Below are 18,092 nucleotides of genomic sequence, written 5' to 3' on the forward strand. Positions count from 1 at the left end.
TCTGTTCCTTACGCCGCGCAGAGACCGCGCCACTCGGCGAGAGCGGCGGCGCGGTTCATCTTGAAATTCGCTCTGGAGGTGAGACTGCGTTCCGAGTTGAAATGGTTGAAGACCGAGGCATGGACGGAGGCAAACATCTGCAAACTTCGCATCCTGCGAAAGCGGAGCATCGCGCGCTCCCGTCGTCGGAATGGCAGGTGTGAATTCTCCGCCCGATTGTTCATCCAGCGGCCGGTTTCCTGCTTGTCGGCATTGCCGATGTCTTTCATCGCCGCGCCGTAGGACCTCAGCTGGTCGGTCACCAGGACATGCGGCCGACCGTGGCGCCTCATCGTTTTCTTCAGGAATTTCAATGCCGCCTTCTTGTCTCGTGTCTTCGTCACGAAGCTCTCCAGGACCTCACCTTCGTGATCTACAGCCCGCCACAGATAGTGCCGCTCGCCGTTGATCTTCACGAACATCTCGTCCAAATGCCAGCGCCACTGTGGCCAGGATCGCATCCGCTCAACTCGTTTCTTGCGGATTTCGGCAGCAAACAACAGGCCAAAACGTTGCCACCAGAACCGTACCGACTCGTGGCTCACATCGATCCCGCGCTCATGCAGGAGATCCTCGACGTTGCGGAGCGACAGCGGGAAGCGGATGTACATCATGACCGCCAGCTGGATGATCTCGCGGCTGGTTCGGAAGTATCGGAATGGGTTCGGATTCGTCATTCCCAGAGGCTACGTGCCCGCCCTGCCCCGCTCAAGCCCATCGCCTTGACAGGTCCCTGATCTGGTGTGCAGCCGAGTTGGGGCGGTTCGAAGAAGTGAAATTCGAGGTGCTCGATTGCCAGAACGATCTGGCGCATGATCGCCCGCCGTTTTTCCGGATCCTTTCAGGTGTTGCCACCGGGTTGTTTTGGCTGCGGTTCGGCCACACCGAGCTGGCTGCCGAGACGCTGCAATCGGTCCTGTCGCTGACGAAGGAGGATGAGAACCACGCCTGGTTCCATTCCGTTGCCTCCCCGCTTGGTCTCGCATTGATCCGGATGAACCGCGCGGAGGAGGCGTTACCACTTTTGCAGCAGTCGGTGGCGATGGAATCCAGCGGAGGCAGTAGCCGCGGAACGCAGGCCGTGCACCTTGCCGCTTGCTGGGCTGCTTTGGGCGACACTCGAAAAGGCGAAGACCAGGCTCGCATCGCCGTCGCCCGAGCCCGCCAGAACGGAGACCAAGGCGTATTGGCATATGCACTCCATACGCTTGGCGCGGTACTGAATCAAACCGGGCAACACAAGGTATCCCAAGTCTGCCTCAGCGAAGCTCTCGACATTGCCGAAAGTTGCAAGATGCGTCCGCTCGTCGAACAGATTTCCAAGGATGTGGCGGGTGGTAGTTCCTAAGCGTCCGGCCTGACGTTCTGCCGCGAGGGGATATAGGTGGGTATGAGTGCGCCATCCCGACGTATTGGACAGACCGTTGTCTATTCTTGGGACATATTCAGAGCGGTAATCATTTCCGTCGTATCGCCAAGATCGCCAAATCAAAATTCTGTTTGGAAGGGTAGCCCCGGAGAAAGGGCAAGATGCGCCTCTGGGAAGACCTCCGGGGCTAGTTGGTGGACAAAGTCCACGGGGAGGTAAAGGGGTCAGTGGAACAGGTCGACACGGCTTTGCATCTTGGCGCACTGCTGAAATGCACGCACCAATGTGTCAAAAATACTGGCGGGTTTTGTCGATGAAATGGTCATGGGAACCTCCACTGTATGGCCTCAGGCTAACGTGAGTCGTGGCAGGGATCTGTAATCTGCGTCACGCAACCTCTCGAACATTCATCAAAGGCTGTGCTTCGACCTAAAGTCTACGGACGGCAGAAACAGCTATGGCTGGCATCGGAACATGGTATTCCCCGTCGACTAGGAAGTCCTGCAACTGAGTTTCCCAAGTGGCATAGATTTCCGCCAGAATATCTTCAGTCTGCTTGTCCAGAATAACCGCAGCCCTTGCGGCGAAAACCCTGAAGTGTTTGGCGAATTGGCCTTTGGGCGCCTTGAAGACGAGCGGTAGCCGGACACTCGACACCTCGCGGAAGCCCGCCGGCTCGAGGGCCTCTCGCATGGAGTCTTCGGAAGAAAGCGCGAAAGGAGGCGGGGAAGGTGGTACGACCGACATGTCTGCATGCCGCTGCATCGTGCCAAAGACGATCCGGAAAAGCGGCGACTCCGGAGGACCGATCCAATGGCTCAGTGCAACTCGACCTCCAGGTTTCAGAACGCGTGCAATCTCGTTGAACATGGCCTCGGGGCTGCCGACATGCATGACCCCGAAGGAGCAAATCACGGCATCGTACGTGCCATCGCGTTTCGGGATCGCTTCAGCATCGCCCGTTTCAAAGCTCACGGATGGGAAAGCGCTCCGAGCTGCCTCGACCATCGCTGCGGAGACATCGATCCCGTCAGATTGGGCGCCAAGTGCACTTGCTGCGCCGGCAGCCCGCCCAGTGCCGCAGCAAAGGTCGAGAATGCGCTTACTAGGGGCCGTTTCGGCCATTGCTAGAAGCGTGGGAATTGCAGCCGTTGTCACCTGCCCCGTGTAGTCGTTGTAAGCAGCTGCGCGCGCGTCCCAGCCCGCTTTTTCGTCGAATTTGAAGGCCTCATAGGTCATGGTTTTCCTCGCATAATTTTTTGGGTTACTCCAAACTGATGCAGGAAGATCGATCGCGTCAGGGTCGAACTGGCCACAAGAGGGCCAATTCGGCCACCGGTCCAACAGAGGAGGTCCCGTGAATTGATGACCAGGGATTTCACCGCTGATCCTTTGCGGATCGACGTTCTGGCTGCCGAGAGTTGCAGGGGCGCCATTCTCTACGGCCTCTACGACCTGCTGACTTCGGTGGGTTCGGCGTGGTCGTATCTGACCGAAGGCACGCCCACCCCGCCCATGACACGCGTGAGGATTGTTGCGCGCACGAAAGAGCCATTCCGCTGTATCAGCGGCGTACCGGTGATGCCCGATGCGACTCTAGAGGAGGCGAATGACGCCGAGATCATCTGTCTACCCAACTTCAGGATCGGCATGCTGACCCCTCCGAAGGAAGTTTTGGGTTCGGAAATAGCGTGGGTCGTCGAGCGCCACGCGGCCGGTGCCCGTCTTGCAACAGCTTGCTCTGGCTCGGCGCTTTTGGCGGACGCCGGGCTGCTCGACGGTGAAGAGGCAACGGCGCATTGGTCGATGGCAGAAGTCTTTGAGAAGCGGTACCCACAGGTGGCTTTTTGTCCGGACCGTACGTTGACCTTCGCAGGCGAAGGTGCCTCGATCGTCATGTCGGGCGGGATGGCGTCCTGGCAGGATCTCGCGCTCTACCTGATCGCGCGATACATCGGACCTGAACACGCTGCGAAATCTGCTCGTTTCTATTGCGTGGATCCAAAGCCCGACGGCCAGCGGCATTATGCAGCCCCCATGAGACGCTTGCAGAGTGAGGACGCCGTCATTCAGGAGTGCCAGGCTTGGCTTGCCAACGCCTACAGCGAAGGCGACGCAGTGGGGCGCATGATCTCCCGCTGTGGCCTTCCGCGGCGCACATTCGACCGACGCTTCCGCGCCGCGACCGGATATAGTCCAAAAGACTATGTGCAGTCGCTCCGGATCGAAGAGGCCAAGCAGTTTCTTGAGATGGACGTTAAGAACGTTGATGCGATTTCGGAAGCCGTCGGGTATTCGGACCCGCGTGCATTCCGCCGGTTATTCAAGAAGATGACGGGGCTTAGTCCAGCCGAGTACCGACGGCGCTTTTCCAGCAGGGGCTTCCTATCAGCTCGTTGAGGCTGATCTTTGCAGCTTTGGGCTTGGACTCCGAACTGCCGATAGGTTCCGGCGGACCCGAACGCCCGGTCTTCGCGCAATTAGAAACATACCCCGTTTGGAATGCTGGTCTCAAATTGCCGACCGCTGCCTGCGATTGCAGACATACGCATACCGGTGCGGTTTTTCTGTTTTGGTGTTGATGTGGCGTTGATGTAAACGCAGGAAGGTCGACGGTATGGGAATACCATCGACTTATATATTTGATAATGCGATATAATTTGGTTGCGGGAGTAGGATTTGAACCTACGACCTTCAGGTTATGAGCCTGAAGCCGCGATCGAACTCTGCGCGCGGCCCCAAGGAGGTCAGGACATCCGTGATCAGCCTTAGACCCCGCGCTTTGCCTTACTTGGGGATTGACCACATAGCTGTCATCTTCGGCGTGCTGAGCCAGTCAAGAAACTGCGACAGGCTGTCGACCTGGTCATCGTGTTTGCCATTCGGGAAGAGGGTGATCTCGCGCTGGAATTCGGCGAGCCATGGAGCATTCTCGGGGATGGCAATGCGTCCGCCCTCGATCATGGGGGAAACCCCGAGGAGCCGCGTGGCCTTGTCGCCTTGAGGCGTTCGCCCGATGATATTCAGCCGGGAATTACGCTTGAGATCCTGGATCAGCTGAATGCCGGAGCCCGCGGCCTCGATCAACACGGTCCCCGCACCGTGACGATGCGCCTCTTGCTCGATCCGACGTCGCAGCTCCGGGAATTCCAGCCGCACCCGATGCACATCGAGCAGCCAGGCATGCCCGTTTCGAACGAGCCAGGTGGTACAGACCGAGAAATCGTTAGCCTCGTCCGCCTTGGAGGCGGTATCCCAACTCTGAACAATCCTGTCCCCGGGCCCCCGAGACGGCGCTTGAACATACTGTTTGAACCAGGCCCACTTGACGATACCGCCTCCAAGGGGCGCCGGGCGTTGCTGGTATTGCGCCGCAAATACATAGGACCCCAATTCGGCGCGGCGACGGTCCAGCAGGTCCTGCGGCAGGCGATCCGGGTAGAGCAAGTCGCCAGGTCGGAACGAGATCATCCCCCGCCGTCCCAGATCAATCTGCATCGGCTCTTCGGCAATCGCCGGGAGGTCAAGATGATCCCAGCCCCCCTGCGCGAGCAACATGCCCGCCAGGTCGTCCTCGTGAACCCGCTGCTGAATCAATACGATCGGCCCGGATCGGGGATCGTTGAGCCGGCTCAGAAGGGTGGAGCGATACCAGCTCTGAACGGCCTTTCGCTTGACCTCGGAGCTTGCGTCCTCCGGCTTGTGCGGATCGTCCAGCAGGATGATGTCGCCCCCCCGACCCGTGAGCGTACCGCCGGTCGACGTTGAGAACCGTCCGCCCCCTTTCGTCGTCCCGAAATCACCGCGCGCGCCCCTTCCACGTGCGATCCGGGTGCCCGGAAAGCAGGCCTTGTACCAGCTGGATTCGGTCACACGAAGACAATCAAGGGCCAGCTTTTCGGAGAGCCCTTCGCCATAGGAGACAGCCAGGATACGCAGCTTCGGGTTTATGCCAAGCATCCAGGCTGGGAAGGCCACCGAGGCCGAAATCGACTTCAGCGATCTCGGCGGCATCGTAATGATCAGCCGGGTGATCTCTCCCCTCGCAACCAGCTCAAGCTTGTGGGCGATCGCATCGATATGCCAATTGTGCAGATAGCGGCTCCCCGGATCGACCTCGGCGAAGACCCGCTCGATGAAACTCGACAGGTCGGTTCTCAGTCGCGCGTTCAGCACATTTATCAGATCTGTCTCATCCATTCTCGGGCGCCTCCTCATCCTTATCCGGCTGCTCTTTTGCATTGGCTTGTGCCAGCACTTCTTCTTCGAAACGCAGGAGGATCGCTGCTTCGCTCTGGCTCAGGTTCCGCCCTGCGGACTGTGCGTCCTTCTCTTCCGATCGTGTCTGCGCAAGGGCAAGGAATTGTTCCAAAGCGCGAGTATGCCCGTTGAGTGCCTTTTCTCGCAGCCTTTGCAATGCGGCTGCCCGGCTGGTGACCTTCCTTGTCTTGCCGTTTTCCGTGACCGTCACCCTCTTGCCCAGGACCTCGTCCAGGTCCGTGTTGAAATTCTGGCTCCCCTTTTTCCGGCCCCCGGGATTGCCCGATTGACCCTTCTGGAACCGGCTGTGTTTGGGAGGCCGGCCATATCCGATCTCATAATCGTCGCCGCCGCTCATTGACCTGTCTCCTTGCTCACTGCCGTTTCCAGCGATGCCAAGGTTTGCCCATCCAGGGCCCGGACCGGCTCCTGGCCGGTTGCTTCCCGCCAGCGCCGCAGGACGACGTCAACGTAGAGCGGGTCAATCTCCATGCCGTAAGCAACTCTTCTGGCTATCTCTGCTGCAATCAGCGTCGCGCCAGCTCCCAGAAACGGATCCAGCACGGTCTCGCCCGGCTTTGTGACATCTAGGATCGCGTCTTGTATCATCGCCACGGGCTTTGCCGTCGGGTGCGCCCGAAGCTCTTCCATGCGCCCCGGCCGGAACGTGTTTACCCCCGCGTAGGTCCAGACATTTGACCGGTTGCGACCGCACTTGCCGAGCTGAATATTGTTGCGATGGCCACGTTCACTCTTGCCGAACACGCAGATCAACTCATGCTGGGAGCGATAGAGGCCGCCCATGCCTGCGTTCGTTTTGCACCAGACGCATAGGTTGATCCACTTGGCGAACACCCCCGTGCAGGCCGCGTGCAACTCCGGAAGGTGCCGCCAGTCGATACACCAGTAGGAGGTTGCATTGTCCTGGCTGTACCTGGCGCTGAGGGTCGCGGCTTGCCGAAGGAACGAAACGAACTCCACGGAAGTCATTTCGCCGGAGGCCTCCACAAACTCCCGGTGTTGAACCTGGCCATTGCCGCAAACGTGACCGTTGATCGGAACGTTATAGGGTGGGTCCGCAAAGACCATATGCGCCAGGTCGTCCCCCATGAGGGTTGCGTAGTCATCCGCGTTGCGGGCGTTTCCACAGAGCACGCGATGCTTTCCGAGCAGCCAGAGATCCCCGGCTCGAGCCACTTGCGGAAGATCCGGATCAGGGAGCGGCGCGGTTTCCGGCTCGAGCCCCTCCTGCCCGCCCGCCGATCCAATCATGATATCGATCTCTCCTACCTCGAACCCGGTCACCTCGAGATCGAAATCAAGCTCCATGCTGCTGAGGTCCGCCAGTTCCGATGCCAGGATCTCCATGTTCCAGCCGGCCTTCTCGGCAATCCGGTTGTCAGCGATCCGCAATGCTCTCTTCTGCGCGTCGCTGAGATGCGTGATCCGGATTGCCGGAACCTCCTTCAACCCAAGAACTTGCGCGGCGGCCAGACGGCCGTGCCCTGCAATCAGAACATTGGCCTCGTCGATCAGAACAGGATTGCTGAAGCCAAACTGCTCAATGCTCGCGGCTATCTGCCGGATCTGTTTCCGGTCATGCGTTCGCGCGTTTCGGGGCGACGGAACGAGATCGCCGGTGGCGATCACTTCGTATGTGGCGGTCATTGCCCACTCCATGTCTGGACGTTCCGCGGCCAACCCGCTGTGGGTCAGTCGAAAGGGGCACGCAGCCCGACAGTCGCGGAACGAAAGTGTTGAAGATTGAACCGGCAGTCCATTCCAAGACATGCCGCTGCCCTTTCCAGAGCGCACCGCCACAAGCACATCCGTCTCGTGGACTTTCGCCAGAACTAGGCTCGGTTTCCTCCGAACGATCCGGGACACTGGCAGCCGTCGGATCGAAGACCCTTTTGAAAAGCTACATTAAGTCGAGGGCAATCTCAAGGTGGGGCACACAATGTGAGCCGATTTTTTTGCCAAGAAATCAAAATTTATGCCACATTATTAGTGCGTTATCGCAAATAGCGATAGTTGAGACCGGATTCTCCCTCCGCCTTCACGAAAACTATCGCAAATAGCGATATTAGATACCTGAAATCTGCCTCCAGAGAATCGCCAACCCTGAAAGGACTGGACTGACACCGCAAACCACGCATCACTGGACCCAGGCCCGACGCATTCGGGCTCTCCTCGGTACCGGGGCTGGCCTGTCGCCTCCCCCTAAGCTCGAGGAACCAGACATGTCGAAAACCAAACAGACAAAGATCGACAAGGTAACGGCGATGTTGCGACGGCCGGCCGGAGCCACGCTGGAGGCGCTCTGCAAGGCCACCGGGTGGCAACCCCATTCGGCAAGGGCGGCTCTCAGTACCTTGCGCAAGAAGGGGGCAGAGATTGAGCGGCGCCCATCGGAAAACAGGGGCTGCCCTTCGACCTACCATCTTGTTTCGGGTCCGGAGGCGAACTGATGTCAAAGTGGGTCGAGATCGCCAACCTCGAAGCCATGGGCCGCTCCCAGCTACTTGATCTTTGGCAGGAGATTTTTGAAGAGCCGGCCCCCAAGATGCTGAGCCAGCCCTTCCTGCGCCGCTTTCTGGCCTTTGAACTGCAGTCCCGCCGTCAGGGTGGGCTGTCGCAGCGTGTGCGTAGTGCCCTCGATAAGGGCCGACCCCAAAAACCGACCCCGACAAGCCCGGCGATGAAACCAGGCGGGCGCCTGCTCCGGGAATGGAACGGTGTGACCCATGTGGTCGATGTCTCAGATTCCGGGTTCAGCTGGAACGGGCGGAGCTGGCGGTCGCTCTCGGCCATTGCCCGGGAAATCACCGGGGCACACTGGTCAGGACCGCGCTTCTTTGGCCTCGGCGGAAAGGCCGCGAAATGACCGGACGCCCGAAAATCCGCTGTGCCATCTACACCCGCAAATCCTCCGAGGATGGTCTCGAACTGGAGTTCAACTCGCTTGATGCGCAATACGAAGCCTGCGCGGCTTATGTCGCCAGCCAGCGTCACGAAGGCTGGAAGCTACTTCCAGAGCGCTATGACGATGGCGGCCTTTCAGGCGGAACCCTGGAACGCCCTGCCCTTCAGCGGTTGCTGGACGAGATCGATGCCGGGCGCATCGACATGGTCGTGGTCTACAAGATCGACAGGTTGACCCGGTCGCTCGCCGACTTCTCCAAGCTGGTTGAACGGTTGGAAAAGGCAAACTGCTCATTCGTCTCGGTCACCCAGGCTTTCAACACCTCGTCCTCGATGGGGCGACTGACCTTGAACGTGCTTTTGTCCTTTGCCCAGTTTGAACGCGAAGTCACCGCTGAGCGGATCCGCGACAAGATCGCGGCCTCCAAGAAAAAGGGGCTCTGGATGGGCGGAAACCTGCCACTGGGCTATGACAGGCATCCCGATCAAACCACCAGGACCCTGGTCATCAACAAGGACGAGGCATCAACCGTGTTGCGCCTCTTTACGCTCTATGCCGAGCATGGCTGTCTTCGCCGGGTGGCGGACATAGCCGCCGCAGAGGGATTGCGATCCAAACGCCGGGTGTGTGCGAACGGGACCATCTCGGGCGACCGGCCACTGTCCCGCGGACAGATCTATTACCTGCTCCGCAACCCGGTCTACCTTGGACAGATCCGCCACAAGGACAAGATCTGGCCCGGCCAGCACCCGGCGATCATTGAGGATGATCTCTGGAACCGGGTTCAGAGCCGGATGCGGACCGCATCAACCCGGGGACGCGGTTCAAGCAACGAACCCGGTGCCGTCAATGATATCGGGGCCTGGCTGACTGGAAAGTTGCGCGACGAAACCGGTGACAAGCTGACCCCAACCCACACGACCCGGGTCGGTCGCAGGCTGCGCTATTACGTATCGAACCGGCTGATCTCGGGCGGCAAGGATCCCGCCGGCTGGCGCTTGCCTGCACCCCTGCTGGAAAAGACTGTGCTCGATGTCATGGCAAGGCACCTGACCAAAGCAGCCCATGCGCATTGGGTGCTGCTGGAGCCCGATGCAAGCACAACCGAAGCGACGAACCTGTTGGTCCTGGACCTTGTTGCGCGTTTGGCAACCAAAGGCGGCAGCCTCGGCGCCGAACTTCTCTTCTCAGGCGTCCTGTCACGCGGTCGCATCGAGCTCGACCTCGATGGCGCAACCCTTGCCCGGCTGCTCGGCGTTCCCGCTGACCTATTGCTGCCCGACCTGCTGCAGGTGACAGCCCCGTTCGATCTTCGCCGACGCGGGGTCGAGACGAAGATCATCGTCGGCGATGCGCACCCGGACCCCGACCCCCATCTCCATGCCATGCTGATCCGCGCCCATGGCTGGGCCCGGGAATTGAAATCCGGTGTCCAGCTGTCCGACATCGCGCATCGCGAAAAGGTTCCTGGTTCCTTTATCCGCAACCGCACTCAACTCGCCTTCCTGTCGCCCAAAATCCAGGCGGCCATCCTCGAAGGCACTCAGCCGCCCGAGCTGACCCTCAAGCGTCTCGTCAGCATCACACATCCGCTCGATTGGGCCGAACAGGAACGCCTCTTCGGGTTCTCCTGACACCCAATACCAGCTTTCCCTGCTGTCGGATTCCATTTCCCTGATCCCCGTTTGAACATTCCCTGCTCGCGTCAGAAAATTCCCTGTTCCATCTTTTAGGGAAATCAAATCCAAAGCCTTTGATAACCCCAAAAGAATCTTTGGCAGAAGAAGCGAAACACCCGCCAAAATGACAAAATTCCCTGCAGATTCCCTGCAAACAGGGAAATCTCGGCCAAAGCGCACCCGCCCAAAACCCGTACTGAGACTTCAAGGAAAATCCACGCCACAACTTGCTTCCACCACCGTCTCAGTTGAGGAGATGGCCGCGCAACCCACGGGAATTGTGGAAGAATTTCGACGCAGAAAGCACAGGGAAAATGAGACTCGGGTGGCTGGCGGGGAGACAGGGATTCGAACCCTGGGATGGCTCTCACCATCAACGGTTTTCAAGACCGCCGCATTCGACCGCTCTGCCACCTCCCCGACAGGTTGACGTCTAAGATCTCCGCAAAGCCGAGGCAAGTCCCTCTTCTTGTCAAAACTTGCCGAGTACGATGCAGCGGGCTTTCAAAGCCAAAGCCCTCAGGTTATGATCCGCACGACGCGGGACACCCCACCCGCAATAGCGCAATGACCGGAAAACCGGCACCGGGACAAGAATTGTCCCGAAACAGGCAAGGAAGTAGTCGACATGCAAGTTGAAATGGCGAAGGCAGGCCCCCGTATCCGCATTCTCGCCCTGGGTTTTAGCCTTGTCTTTCTTGCGGCATGCGAAGACGGCGCAGGTGTGCCTTTTCTTCAGCCGAAGGACAATGAGGCCACGACCGAGACGCGCAGCACCAAGCTGGTCGAACGCGATGTCGAGGCGCCGGATGTGTTCCAGGTGACAGAGGCCGGACTTTGGGATGGTCGCCCCTCGCTGGGCGGTGTGTGGGTCGCTCATCCAGATGTCAAGGAGCCCGAACGCGTCATCATTCGAAACGCCAGCAACGACAAATTCGTGATCGGTGCGCTGTTTCGGCGCGAGCGCGACATTCCCGGACCGAGAATCCAGGCCTCTTCCGATGCCGCGGCAGCACTCGGGATGCTCGCCGGCGCTCCGGTCCAGTTGAACGTGACGGCCTTGCGCCGCGAAGAGGTTCAGGAAGAGCCTGTGGTCGATCCGGCAACGGCTGATACTGCGTCACTTGAGGAATTGCCTGAGGTCTCGGAAACACCGCTTGATCCGGTCGCAGGCGCCGCCGCCGCGATCGAAGCTTCTGCTCCGGCCACACAGCAACCCGCCACGCCTGCACCGTCCACGGCCCCGAAGCCGAAGACTTCGAGCCTCGACAAACCCTATATCCAGATCGGCATCTTCAGTGTCGAGGCGAATGCCAAGCGTGCCGCCGACCAGATGCGTGCGGCGGGCATGGTGCCGACAGTCCGGCAGGAATCGACAAACGGCAAGCCGTTCTGGCGTGTCGTTGTCGGCCCCGCCCAATCCAAATCCGAGCGCACGGCGTTGTTGGACCAGGTCAAGTCCACCGGGTTCTCCGATGCCTATGCGGTCAAGAAGTAAGACGGAGGTTCATTCCGGTGTTGAGTTCGTTTCGTTACGCCGCCCTGGCCCTGGGGCTCGCGCTGACCGCTATACCGGCCCACGCATTCGATACGTCTGCGCGCGCGGCATATGTGCTGGATCAAAGCACCGGAACCGTGCTGCTGGCCAAAAATGCCGACGAGGCGCTGCCGCCTGCATCGATGTCAAAGCTGATGACGCTTTATGTCGCCTTCGAGGCCCTGCGTGACGGACGCCTGTCCCTGGACGAGCGCCTGCCGGTTTCTCAGAACGCGATGAGCTATGGTGGCTCGACCATGTTCCTGAACACGACCGACCGCGTCCGGGTCGAGGATCTGCTGCGGGGCATCATCGTTTTGAGCGGCAATGACGCCTGCGCGGTGATCGCCGAAGCGCTGAGCCCGGACGGCACCGAGGCCGGTTTCGCTCGGTTCATGACCAAACGCGCCAAACTGATGGGCATGACCCAGTCAACCTTCGCCAATTCCAATGGCTGGCCGGCAGCCGGGCATCTGATGTCGGTCCATGACCTTGCCATTCTCGCCAGTCGGCTCATTGCCGACTTTCCCGAGTACTACCCCTTGTTTGCCGAAACCGAATTCGCCTTTGACGGACGGGCGCCGTCTAACACGCGCAACCGTAACCCGTTGCTGCGCCTTGATATCGGGGCCGATGGATTGAAGACCGGACATACTGCCGAGGCCGGCTATGGCCTGGTGGGTTCAGCCAAACAGGGTGATCGTCGGGTGATCTTTGTCATCACCGGGCTCGAGAGCGAAACCCGTCGCGCAGAGGAGGCGGAGGCGATCGTGAACTGGTCCTTTCGCCACTTTGCCACCAAGACCGTTGCCCGAGCCGACACTCCGGTCGCCCAAGCCGAAGTCTGGATGGGAGCGAAACAATCGGTAGGTCTGGTTCCGGCAGAGGATCTGGACCTTTTGCTGCCAGTGCTGTCGGACAAGCGAATCGAGGCCGAGGTGGTCTATGACGGCCCCATCAATGCACCGATTGCCAAGGGTCAGAAGATTGCCGAACTGGTCATCAAGCCCGAAGAACTGCCTGAAATCCGCCGCCCCTTGGTGGCGTCCGAGGATGTGGCCGCTGGCGGCTTCGTTGTACGGATGAAAACAGCCGCAACAATGCTGCTGCAACAGTTCGGCAGCGGCGCGCCGGAGGCGATGTGACTGGCAAGGGGCTGTTCCTGACGTTCGAAGGGATCGACGGCTCGGGGAAATCCACTCAAGCCAGGCGGTTGGCCAAAGCTCTGACCAACCTTGGGCACCAGGTTGTTCTGACCCGCGAACCGGGTGGTTCACCCGGTGCCGAGGAAATCCGGCGTCTTGTGCTTGAAGGCGAGCCGGATCGCTGGTCGGCAGAGACGGAGATTTTGCTTTTTACCGCCGCCCGTCGCGACCATCTGGAACGCACGATCCTGCCGGCGCTGGAGGCGGGCAAGATTGTCATCTGTGATCGGTTCGCCGACAGCACCCGCATGTACCAGGGGCTTTCACGCGGCGATCTTCGACAACTGGTCGACCAGTTGCACAAGCTGATGATCGGGCGTGAACCCGATATCACCTTGTTGATCGACATGGATCCCGAGACCGGCCTGTCCCGCGCCAAGGGGCGCCAGGGAACCGAGGAAAGGTTCGAGGATTTCGGACCAGAGTTGCAACGGAAAATGCGCGCCGGGTTCCTGGAACTTGCGCAGGAGTTCCCGAACCGGTTTCATGTCGTGGACGGCAATCGTGACGCGGACAGGGTCGCCCAGGACGTATCGAACATCGTTCTGCGCGAACTGCGGTCGATGCCATGAGCGACGAGGTTCCAGCCCCGGATCAGGTTCCCGGCGCCCCGCATCCGCGTGAGACGGCGTGCCTGTTCGGGCAAGATGCGGCCGAACAAGCTTTTCTGGACGCCTATTGTTCTGGTCGGCTGCACCACGGCTGGCTGCTGACCGGTCCGCAAGGGGTTGGCAAGGCAACCTTGGCCTGGCGCATTGCCCGGTTCTTGCTGGCAACCCCACCTATGACAGACGGTGGGTTGTTTGGCGCCCCGCCGCCGCCCGACACGCTGGACATCGCACCGGACCACCCTGTATCGCACCGCATTTTGGCAGGAGCCGAACCCGGACTGGCGGCGATCACCCGGTCGGTGAACGATCAGGGACGGCTGCGATCAGAGATCGTGGTCGATGATGTCCGCAAGCTTGGCCGGTTCTTTGGCCTTAGCGCAGCAGATGGCGGACGCCGTGTCGTCATTGTCGACAGCGCGGACGAGATGAACACCAGCGCGGCCAACGCACTCTTGAAGATGCTCGAAGAGCCGCCCGCGCGGACCACTCTGCTGTTGGTCTCGCATCAACCCTCGCACCTGTTGCCAACGATCCGGTCCCGCTGTCGGACCCTTCGGCTGTCGCCGCTGAAACCCGAAGCGTTGCAAGCGGCCTTGGATCAGGCAGGAGCAGGAATGCCGGAAGAGATCGCAGATCTGGCCGTCCTGGCCAGCGGCTCGGTCGGCGCGGCGCTGCGACTGATCGAACTGGACGGTCTCAAACTTTATGGTGAGCTCCTTGCAATTCTGGCCAGCCTGCCCCGGCTGGATCGGCAGCGCGCCCTTGCTCTGGCCGAAGCAGCGGCGGGCCGGGACGCTGCGCAACGGTTCGATCTCTTGTTGAAGCTGATCGAAATCGTGCTGGCGCGGCTGGCCCGCACAGGTGCGACCGGACGGCCGCCGGAACCAGAGGTTAGACAGGGAGAGGCGAAAGTACTGGCGGGTCTCGCCCCCGATCCCGAAAGCGGTCGGCGCTGGGCCGAAATCGCCGCGACGATCTCTGCCCGGGCCCGCCATGGTCAGGCGGTCAACCTTGACCCCGCTGCGCTTGTCCTAGATACGGTATTCAAAATGCAGGATACCGCCAGTTGGAGCCAATGAGCGCAACCGAAACGACACCGGAAATCACCGACAGCCATTGCCATCTCGACTTTCCCGATTTCGAAGGGCAACTCGATGATATCGTGGCCCGCGCGTGTCGCGCGGGTGTAACGCGAATGGTGACGATCTGCACCCGTCTCAGGAATGAACCGGCTGTTCGTGCCATCGCGGAAGCCCACCCACCGGTTTTCTATGCGGCTGGCACCCACCCGATGAGCGCCGCAACAGAACCCATGGCCACGGTCGAGGAATTGACCGTGCTCAGCAAGCACCCGAAATTCGTGGGCATTGGCGAGACCGGGCTGGATTATCACTATACTGCCGACAGCGCCGAGGTTCAGAAACAATCCTTGCGTATCCACATCCAGGCCGCGCAGACAACCGGGCTTCCGCTGATCGTTCACGCCCGCGCGGCAGACGATGACATGGCCCGTATCCTGTCGGAAGAGTATCGCAACGCTCCCTACTCCTGCGTGATGCATTGTTTCTCTTCGTCGGCAGAGCTGGCCCGAGCCGCATTGGATTTAGGGTTTTATCTATCCATGTCGGGGATTGCGGCCTTTCCCAAAAGTCAGGACCTGAGAAACATTTTTGCCGCCGCGCCTCTGGACCGCATTCTAGTGGAGACCGACGCGCCCTATCTTGCCCCGCCCCCGCATCGCGGCAAACGGAACGAACCCGCCTATACCGCGCATACCGCGCGAAAGGGCGCCGAAGTCTTTGGCATCGACTACTCTGAATTTGCGGCGCAAACACAAGCCAACTTCGACCGGCTGTTCGCCAAGGTCGTTCGTTTCAGGGCTGCGGCATGACGATGGAACTGCGTTTCACCATATTGGGCTGCGGGTCTTCCGGCGGTGTACCGCGACTGGGTGGGCATTGGGGCGATTGCGATCCGTCAAATCCCAAGAACCGCCGCCAGCGGTGTTCCATGCTGGTCGAGCGCGAAGGCCCGGATGGGACCACGACGGTTCTGATCGACACCACGCCGGACATGCGCAACCAGCTTCTGGAGGCGGGAACAGGGCGTCTGGACGCTGTTGTCTACACCCATTCCCATGCCGACCATGTGCACGGGATCGACGATCTTCGCATGATCGTTTTCAACATGCGTGCGCGGGTTCCGGTGTGGGCCGATGGCGACACTCAAAACGCATTGCTGTCCCGGTTTGGCTATGCTTTTGTCCAACCCGAAGGCTCACCTTACCCGCCCATCCTTGAAATGAAGACAATCTCCGGGCCATTCGAGATCGATGGTCCCGGCGGCCCCATTCCCTTTCGTCCGTTTCGGGTTGGGCACGGTTCGATCGACAGTTTGGGATTCCGGATTCACGATCTGGCCTATCTGCCGGATGTGGCCGAGATTTACGAAGAGTCCTGGCAAGACTTACAAGGGCTGGATTGCTGGATTCTGGATGCCTTGCGGCGCACGCCGCATCCAACCCACGCGCACTTGGAAAAATCCCTGCACTGGATCGCCAAGGCAGCACCCCGTCGCGCGGTGCTGACGAACATGCATATCGACCTTGATCATGCCACCGTTTCAGCAGAAACGCCGGACCATATTGAACCTGCTTATGACGGCATGGTTATTCGGTATCCGCTTTGACAGATGAGAGTTATCCCAGCGGATATCCCGATTGACTGCTTCGCAACACGTCGACACGGATAAGGACACACATGTTTCAGGCCCTGATCGACGTCATCTTACCTGTTTTTCTGGTTATTGGTGCAGGGTACGGAGCCACTCTCGCGGGCTATTTCAAGCCTGAACACATCGACGGGCTGATGAGATTTACACAGGGCTTTGCAATACCCTGCCTGTTGTTTCGCGCAATTGCCAATCTTGATCTGAACGCCAGTTTCGACCCCGCGCTTCTCGGCAGCTTTTATGCCGGCGCCACCCTTTGTTTTGCCGCCGGGTTGTTTGGGGCCCGGTACATCTTTGGGCGCGAATGGGAGGACAGCGTTGTCATCGGGTTCTGCTGCCTCTTCTCCAACTCAGTGCTTTTGGGGCTGGCCATCACCGAACGCGCCTATGGACCCGAGAATTTGACCGGGAACTATGCGATCATCGCGATCCACTCGCCGTTCTGCTATGGCCTTGGGATCACCGTGATGGAGGTGATCCGCAACCGCGGCCGGGGTGGACGGAAGACGGCCAGTTCGGTTCTTTCGGCCATGTTCCGAAATGTGCTGATCCTGGGCATTGCCATGGGCTTCGCCGTAAACCTGAGCGGTTTCGGGCTGCCACAGATCCTGGACGACGGCCTGTCTCTGATCACACGCGCCGCCCTGCCCGGCGCTTTGTTCGCCTTGGGCGGCGTACTGGTGCAATACCGGCCCGAAGGGGATCTGCGCGTCATTGCATATGTTTGCGTGATATCCCTTATGGCCCACCCGGCGCTGGTCTGGCTTTTCGGATCGGCCCTGTCGGTGGAACAGGGCTTGTTCCGGTCCGGCGTGTTGAATGCGGCCATGGCCCCCGGTTTCAACGCCTATATCTTTGCCAATATCTACGGCAGGGCAAAGCGCGTCGCGGCCTCGTCAGTCCTGATCGCAACCGGGGCGTCCATTTTCACCGTATGGGCTTGGTTGACCCTTTTGGGCAGTTCAGCACCTTGACTTGGGAAAAGGCAGCAACACAACTCTTTCCATGATCAATTCAAAACACGCCTTGCTGGTGGCCCACGGGCAACCCTCTGATCCGAATCCCGCCGAGGATGACTTGGCGGAGATCGCAAACCAGATTCAAACCAATGTACCAGAGGTGACGGTTCATTCGGCAACACTGGCCTCTTGCGGGTATCTTGAAACCGTTTTGGACCGGCTGCCTGCATCAACCCCGATCTATCCTCTGTTCACTTCCGATGGGTGGTTTGTCACCACCGCGTTGCCGCGCAGGCTCGGGTCACGAGTGAATCCGATCATGCCGCCGATCGGCATAGACCCTGATCTGCCACAGGCAGTTGCACAGCATTTGCGCGATGCGCTGAGTGCGCGGGGCTGGCAAGCCAGGGACACTGAACTGGTTGTGGCAGCGCATGGATCGGGGCGCAGCCTGAATCCGGCGATCGCCGCGCAACGTTTTGCGGATGCACTTCAATCGTTGGCAGGCTTCGCCAGGATCAACGTTGGCTATGTCGAACAAGCGCCATCAATTGCCGATGCTGCCCGGCACTGTGGCAATCAGGTCCTGTGCTTGCCATTTTTCGCCTGTGCGGGCGGCCATGTTCAGGACGACATACCATTGGCCCTGACCGAAGCGAGCTTTCAAGGGGACACTCTGCCTGTGCTGGGCTATATCCCGTCTGTGACGTCTCTGATAGCGCGCAGGATATCCGAGTATTCAGATACCGCGGCGGGTGACTGACCCGCCGCGATACA

18 protein-coding genes and 1 tRNA gene are annotated in these 18,092 nt (G+C 59.8%); 13 read left to right on the forward strand and 6 right to left on the reverse strand.

What is annotated here, in order from left to right; genetic code table 11:
* Positions 1–8: 8 nt before the first annotated feature.
* Positions 9–716 carry an IS6 family transposase gene (locus tag G0P99_RS06845; protein ID WP_164128646.1) on the reverse strand — a complete coding sequence of 236 codons (708 nt, stop codon included), beginning with the start codon at positions 714–716 and terminating at the stop codon, positions 9–11.
* 95 nt (positions 717–811) lie between these two features.
* On the opposite strand from G0P99_RS06845, the gene G0P99_RS06850 reads away from it, so the two are divergent.
* On the forward strand, positions 812–1,387 hold the full coding sequence (locus tag G0P99_RS06850; RefSeq protein ID WP_203583009.1) for a hypothetical protein: 576 nt from the start codon (positions 812–814) through the stop codon (positions 1,385–1,387).
* A 450-nt stretch (positions 1,388–1,837) separates the two neighbouring features.
* Here the strand turns inward: G0P99_RS06850 and G0P99_RS06855 are convergent, their stop codons facing one another.
* Complete coding sequence (locus tag G0P99_RS06855; RefSeq protein ID WP_164128648.1) at positions 1,838–2,647, reverse strand: class I SAM-dependent methyltransferase; 810 nt, start codon at positions 2,645–2,647, stop codon at positions 1,838–1,840.
* 126 nt (positions 2,648–2,773) lie between these two features.
* Here G0P99_RS06855 and G0P99_RS06860 point away from each other — a divergent pair, with 126 nt between their 5' ends.
* Entirely contained in the window at positions 2,774–3,808 is a 1,035-nt protein-coding gene (locus G0P99_RS06860; RefSeq protein WP_093038096.1) for a GlxA family transcriptional regulator, read from the forward strand.
* A 387-nt stretch (positions 3,809–4,195) separates the two neighbouring features.
* Here G0P99_RS06860 and terL read toward each other — a convergent pair whose 3' ends face one another.
* The 3 genes from terL to G0P99_RS06875 are packed head-to-tail and all read right to left on the reverse strand — an operon-like array spanning position 4,196 to position 7,336.
* The gene (gene terL / locus G0P99_RS06865; protein ID WP_164128649.1) at positions 4,196–5,608 is read right to left on the reverse strand and encodes a phage terminase large subunit; all 1,413 of its coding nucleotides are present in this window, start codon (positions 5,606–5,608) and stop codon (positions 4,196–4,198) included.
* The gene (locus G0P99_RS06870) at positions 5,601–6,026 is read right to left on the reverse strand and encodes a DUF5681 domain-containing protein (RefSeq protein WP_164128650.1); all 426 of its coding nucleotides are present in this window, start codon (positions 6,024–6,026) and stop codon (positions 5,601–5,603) included. The genes terL and G0P99_RS06870 overlap by 8 nt, the downstream gene beginning before the upstream one ends.
* Positions 6,023–7,336, reverse strand: a complete 1,314-nt coding sequence (locus G0P99_RS06875) for a DNA methyltransferase (protein ID WP_239059718.1) — start codon at positions 7,334–7,336, stop codon at positions 6,023–6,025. The genes G0P99_RS06870 and G0P99_RS06875 overlap by 4 nt, the downstream gene beginning before the upstream one ends.
* 575 nt (positions 7,337–7,911) lie before the next feature.
* On the opposite strand from G0P99_RS06875, the gene G0P99_RS06880 reads away from it, so the two are divergent.
* From G0P99_RS06880 to G0P99_RS06890, 3 genes are read left to right on the forward strand one after another with little or no spacing between them, the layout of a single operon-like run.
* A complete protein-coding gene (locus tag G0P99_RS06880) occupies positions 7,912–8,139 on the forward strand; it encodes a DUF3489 domain-containing protein (protein ID WP_164128652.1) in 228 nt (75 codons plus the stop codon).
* Positions 8,139–8,555 (forward strand): DUF2924 domain-containing protein, encoded by a 417-nt coding sequence (locus G0P99_RS06885; RefSeq protein WP_164128653.1) that lies wholly within the window; start codon positions 8,139–8,141, stop codon positions 8,553–8,555. Before G0P99_RS06880 ends, G0P99_RS06885 begins: the two co-directional genes overlap by 1 nt.
* Positions 8,552–10,228 (forward strand): recombinase family protein, encoded by a 1,677-nt coding sequence (locus G0P99_RS06890; RefSeq protein WP_164128654.1) that lies wholly within the window; start codon positions 8,552–8,554, stop codon positions 10,226–10,228. Before G0P99_RS06885 ends, G0P99_RS06890 begins: the two co-directional genes overlap by 4 nt.
* A gap of 375 nt (positions 10,229–10,603) precedes the next feature.
* Here G0P99_RS06890 and G0P99_RS06895 read toward each other — a convergent pair.
* Positions 10,604–10,693, reverse strand: a tRNA-Ser gene (locus G0P99_RS06895).
* Positions 10,694–10,901: 208 nt separating this feature from the next.
* Between G0P99_RS06895 and G0P99_RS06900 the strand changes: the two genes are divergently transcribed.
* The 8 genes from G0P99_RS06900 to G0P99_RS06935 all read left to right on the forward strand — a co-directional run bounded on the left by G0P99_RS06900 (position 10,902) and on the right by G0P99_RS06935 (position 18,078).
* Positions 10,902–11,771: an SPOR domain-containing protein gene (locus tag G0P99_RS06900; RefSeq protein ID WP_164128655.1), complete on the forward strand. Its 870-nt coding sequence runs from the start codon at positions 10,902–10,904 to the stop codon at positions 11,769–11,771.
* 17 nt (positions 11,772–11,788) lie between these two features.
* On the forward strand, positions 11,789–12,955 hold the full coding sequence (locus tag G0P99_RS06905) for a D-alanyl-D-alanine carboxypeptidase family protein (RefSeq protein ID WP_164128656.1): 1,167 nt from the start codon (positions 11,789–11,791) through the stop codon (positions 12,953–12,955).
* Positions 12,952–13,587: a dTMP kinase gene (gene tmk / locus G0P99_RS06910; protein ID WP_164128657.1), complete on the forward strand. Its 636-nt coding sequence runs from the start codon at positions 12,952–12,954 to the stop codon at positions 13,585–13,587. Before G0P99_RS06905 ends, tmk begins: the two co-directional genes overlap by 4 nt.
* The gene (locus G0P99_RS06915) at positions 13,584–14,705 is read left to right on the forward strand and encodes a DNA polymerase III subunit delta' (protein ID WP_164128658.1); all 1,122 of its coding nucleotides are present in this window, start codon (positions 13,584–13,586) and stop codon (positions 14,703–14,705) included. The genes tmk and G0P99_RS06915 overlap by 4 nt, the downstream gene beginning before the upstream one ends.
* On the forward strand, positions 14,702–15,517 hold the full coding sequence (locus G0P99_RS06920) for a TatD family hydrolase (protein ID WP_164128659.1): 816 nt from the start codon (positions 14,702–14,704) through the stop codon (positions 15,515–15,517). Before G0P99_RS06915 ends, G0P99_RS06920 begins: the two co-directional genes overlap by 4 nt.
* Entirely contained in the window at positions 15,514–16,314 is an 801-nt protein-coding gene (locus tag G0P99_RS06925) for an MBL fold metallo-hydrolase (protein ID WP_164128660.1), read from the forward strand. The genes G0P99_RS06920 and G0P99_RS06925 overlap by 4 nt, the downstream gene beginning before the upstream one ends.
* 71 nt (positions 16,315–16,385) lie before the next feature.
* Positions 16,386–17,330, forward strand: a complete 945-nt coding sequence (locus G0P99_RS06930; protein WP_164128661.1) for an AEC family transporter — start codon at positions 16,386–16,388, stop codon at positions 17,328–17,330.
* Between the two features lies 1 nt (position 17,331).
* Entirely contained in the window at positions 17,332–18,078 is a 747-nt protein-coding gene (locus G0P99_RS06935; protein ID WP_239059719.1) for a CbiX/SirB N-terminal domain-containing protein, read from the forward strand.
* The last annotated feature ends 14 nt before the right edge of the window (positions 18,079–18,092 follow it).

The organism is Ruegeria sp. PrR005 (genome assembly GCF_010500245.1).
Classification (GTDB): Bacteria; Pseudomonadota; Alphaproteobacteria; order Rhodobacterales; family Rhodobacteraceae; genus Ruegeria_B; species Ruegeria_B marisflavi.

Bases quoted from the DNA above. Each gene is read 5' to 3' on its own strand.
- G0P99_RS06930 (WP_164128661.1), top strand. From the start codon at position 16,386: ATGTTTCAGGCCCTGATCGACGTCATCTTACCTGTTTTTCTGGTTATT.
- G0P99_RS06900 (WP_164128655.1), top strand. From the start codon at position 10,902: ATGCAAGTTGAAATGGCGAAGGCAGGCCCCCGTATCCGCATTCTCGCC.
- G0P99_RS06885 (WP_164128653.1), top strand. From the start codon at position 8,139: ATGTCAAAGTGGGTCGAGATCGCCAACCTCGAAGCCATGGGCCGCTCC.
- G0P99_RS06890 (WP_164128654.1), top strand. From the start codon at position 8,552: ATGACCGGACGCCCGAAAATCCGCTGTGCCATCTACACCCGCAAATCC.
- G0P99_RS06915 (WP_164128658.1), top strand. From the start codon at position 13,584: ATGAGCGACGAGGTTCCAGCCCCGGATCAGGTTCCCGGCGCCCCGCAT.
- G0P99_RS06845 (WP_164128646.1), bottom strand. From the start codon at position 716: ATGACGAATCCGAACCCATTCCGATACTTCCGAACCAGCCGCGAGATC.
- G0P99_RS06860 (WP_093038096.1), top strand. From the start codon at position 2,774: ATGACCAGGGATTTCACCGCTGATCCTTTGCGGATCGACGTTCTGGCT.
- G0P99_RS06870 (WP_164128650.1), bottom strand. From the start codon at position 6,026: ATGAGCGGCGGCGACGATTATGAGATCGGATATGGCCGGCCTCCCAAA.
- G0P99_RS06925 (WP_164128660.1), top strand. From the start codon at position 15,514: ATGACGATGGAACTGCGTTTCACCATATTGGGCTGCGGGTCTTCCGGC.
- G0P99_RS06855 (WP_164128648.1), bottom strand. From the start codon at position 2,647: ATGACCTATGAGGCCTTCAAATTCGACGAAAAAGCGGGCTGGGACGCG.
- G0P99_RS06880 (WP_164128652.1), top strand. From the start codon at position 7,912: ATGTCGAAAACCAAACAGACAAAGATCGACAAGGTAACGGCGATGTTG.
- G0P99_RS06875 (WP_239059718.1), bottom strand. From the start codon at position 7,336: ATGACCGCCACATACGAAGTGATCGCCACCGGCGATCTCGTTCCGTCG.
- terL (WP_164128649.1), bottom strand. From the start codon at position 5,608: ATGGATGAGACAGATCTGATAAATGTGCTGAACGCGCGACTGAGAACC.
- G0P99_RS06920 (WP_164128659.1), top strand. From the start codon at position 14,702: ATGAGCGCAACCGAAACGACACCGGAAATCACCGACAGCCATTGCCAT.